This window comes from Romboutsia sp. 13368 (genome assembly GCF_018336475.1).
Classification (GTDB): Bacteria; Bacillota; Clostridia; order Peptostreptococcales; family Peptostreptococcaceae; genus Romboutsia.
Map to the genome: position 1 here is coordinate 1,151,925 of NZ_CP048741.1, position 3,011 is coordinate 1,154,935.

A 3,011-nucleotide genomic window follows, 5' to 3' on the forward strand; every position below is an offset into this window, starting at 1 on the left:
TCTAGAGATGCTATTTTTATAATTTAAGGATAAATTTAAATCATATTTATGGTATAATAAGATTTTGAATGAAAGTTAAAATAAATAATATACAATTGAGGAGGACATAATATTGGCAAATACATTTTACATAGTAAGACATGGACAAACAAATTGGAATATATTAGGTAAAACTCAAGGTCATGGAAATTCAGATTTAACTGAAAAAGGAGAAAATCAAGCTCTTGAATTAGCAAAAGCTATAAAGGAATATCCTATAGACTTTATATATAGTAGTGATTTAGGTAGAGCTGTACAAACAGCTGAAATTATTGGTAATACACTAGGTATTAATGTAGAAGAAACACCAGCTTTAAGAGAAATGGGCTTTGGAGACTGGGAAGGTCTTTTAATAGAAGAGATAAAAAAAGATCATGCAAAAACATATGAAACTTGGAGAAATCAGCCTCACTTAGCAGATATACCTAATGGTGAAACTCTTCATATTATAAAAGATAGAGTTGATAACTTTATAAAAGAGTTAAACGAAAAATATGATAATAAGCATATTTTATTAGTTAGTCACTCAGTTACAGTTAGAGTTATGTTACTTTCGTTCTTAAATTCTGGAATGGAGAATATATATAGAATAAAACAAGATAATACTGCTCTTAATATAGTAGAGTGTAGAAATTATGGGCCTGTAGTAATAAAGATGAATGATACTAGCCATATGAAAAATAACGAGAAAATAAATAACTCAGCATTAGAATAGGAGTAAACACATGTCTAAAGTTATAGTAGTTGGAGGAGGACCATCTGGAATGATGGCTGCTCTTAACGCATCAAAAKCTAATCATGAGGTTATATTATTAGAACGTAATGGAGAGTTAGGTAGAAAGCTTTTAATTACTGGTGGTGGAAGATGTAATATAACTAATAATAGAGATATTGAAGACTTTTTTGATAAAGTTGTAAATAATAAAAAGTTTTTATATAGTAGTTTTTATAGTTTTACTAATAAAGATTTATTATCATACTTTGAAGACAATAATCTAGAATATAAAATTGAAACTGAAAATGATCATAAAGTATATACAAAATCAGATAAATCAGAAGAAGTAATAGAAACATTAAAAGCAGACTTAAAAAAGAATAAGGTTAAAATATTATATAATACTAAAGTTATAGACCTTATAATAGAAAATGAAACTATAATTGGAGTAAGAACAGAGAATAATCAGAGTATTTTTGCTGATAAGGTTATAATATCAACTGGTGGAAAAAGTCATCCTCAAACAGGATCTGATGGTATGATGTATGAAATATTAAAACAATATGGGCATACTATAAATAAAATATATCCAGCATTAACACCGCTTACAATTAAAGAAGGCTTTATTAAAAATTTACAAGGTATTTCTGTGAAAAATGTTGAAATATCCTGTAAAATAAAAAAGAAAAAGATAAATCAAATTGGAGATATGTTATTTGCACACTTTGGTATAACAGGACCAGCAGTACTAAAGTTTTCATCATATATAACTAAATATATAGATGAAAATGAATTAGAATTAACTTTAGATTTCTTACCTAGTACTAGTAGTGATGAAATATCTAAGGTTATAAGAGAAAATCCAAATAAAAATATAATTAATAATTTAAAAGGATTACTTCCACAAAACTTCCTTAAAGAAGTACTTAATTTACTAGAGTTAACAGATAAAAAAGCTAATGAATTATCAAAAGCAGATGAGTTAAAGATAATTGATATTATAAAGAATATGAAGTTAACTTGTAATGGAAGTAAAGGTATAAAAACTTCTCAAGTTACTAGTGGAGGAGTATCTGTAAAAGAAATAAACTCTTCTACAATGGAATCAAAGTTAATAAAAAATCTGTTCTTTACAGGGGAAGTAATAGATGTTGATGCTGAAACAGGTGGATATAATTTACAAATAGCTTTTTCTACGGGGTATCTTGCTGGAATAAGTGTATAGGTGGTTATAATATGAAAACATTAGCAATAAGAGGTGCGACAACAGTAACTTCTAATAATAGAGATGAAATATTAAAAGAAAGTGCAAAATTAATAGAAACAATAATATCTAAAAATGATTTAAATAACGATGATATTATAAGTATGTGTTTTACTATGACTAAAGATTTAGATGCAGTATATCCAGCTGTAGCAATTAGAGAAATTCTAAATATAACTGATATACCTATGCTAAATTTTGAAGAAAAATATATACAAGGAAGTTTAAATAAATGTATTAGAGTTATGATGTATATAAATACTGAAAAAACTAGAAGTGATATAAAACACATTTATTTAAATGAAGCAAAAAACTTAAGAAAAGACTTAATAAATCAATAATAGTAGGAGAAATAATATGAGTAATTTAGTAATAGCAGTAGATGGACCAGCTGGAGCAGGTAAAAGTACAATAGCAAAGTTAATAGCAGATAAATTAAATATAAATTATATAGATACTGGAGCTATGTATAGAGCAGTAACTTATAAATGTCTTCAAAATAATATAGATATAAATAATGAAGAAGAAGTTATAAATATGGCAAAAGAATGTGATATAGATTTTAAAGATAACAATATATATTTAAATGGAAACATATTAAAAGATGAGATAAGAACAATGGAAGTTAGTAATAATGTTTCTAATGTAGCAAAAATAAAAGAAGTAAGATATTTAATGGTTGATATACAAAGAAACATCGGAAAAATGAGCTCTGTTATATTAGATGGAAGAGATATAGGTTCTTATGTATTCCCTAATGCAGATTATAAGTTTTTCTTAGTTGCAACACCAGAAGAAAGAGGAAATAGACGTTATAAAGAATTAATAAATAAAGGATATGACGTAAATCTTGAAGAAATAATAAAAGATATAATAAAAAGAGATGAAATAGATTCAAATAGAGAATTTGCACCTTTAGTTAAGGCTGAGGATGCTATAGAAATAGATACTACTGGAAAAACTATAGACAAAGTAGTAGATTATGTTTTATCT

4 protein-coding genes are annotated in these 3,011 nt (G+C 26.1%); all 4 read left to right on the forward strand.

All coding sequences use genetic code 11. The features are described 5' to 3' along the window. Positions 1 to 112: 112 nt before the first annotated feature. Complete coding sequence (locus G3997_RS04670; protein ID WP_296648866.1) at positions 113 to 754, forward strand: histidine phosphatase family protein; 642 nt, start codon at positions 113 to 115, stop codon at positions 752 to 754. A 10-nt stretch (positions 755 to 764) separates the two neighbouring features. After that, entirely contained in the window at positions 765 to 1,979 is a 1,215-nt protein-coding gene (locus G3997_RS04675) for an NAD(P)/FAD-dependent oxidoreductase (protein WP_296648871.1), read from the forward strand. An 11-nt stretch (positions 1,980 to 1,990) separates the two neighbouring features. Further along, entirely contained in the window at positions 1,991 to 2,359 is a 369-nt protein-coding gene (gene aroH / locus G3997_RS04680; protein WP_296648874.1) for a chorismate mutase, read from the forward strand. Positions 2,360 to 2,375: 16 nt separating this feature from the next. Continuing rightward, positions 2,376 to 3,011: (d)CMP kinase (cmk, locus tag G3997_RS04685; protein WP_296648877.1), on the forward strand; the 636-nt coding region annotated here is incomplete at its 3' end.

What these genes read in the sequence shown, in the direction of transcription:
- aroH (WP_296648874.1), top strand. Translation starts at nt 1,991, where the DNA reads ATGAAAACATTAGCAATAAGAGGTGCGACAACAGTAACTTCTAATAAT.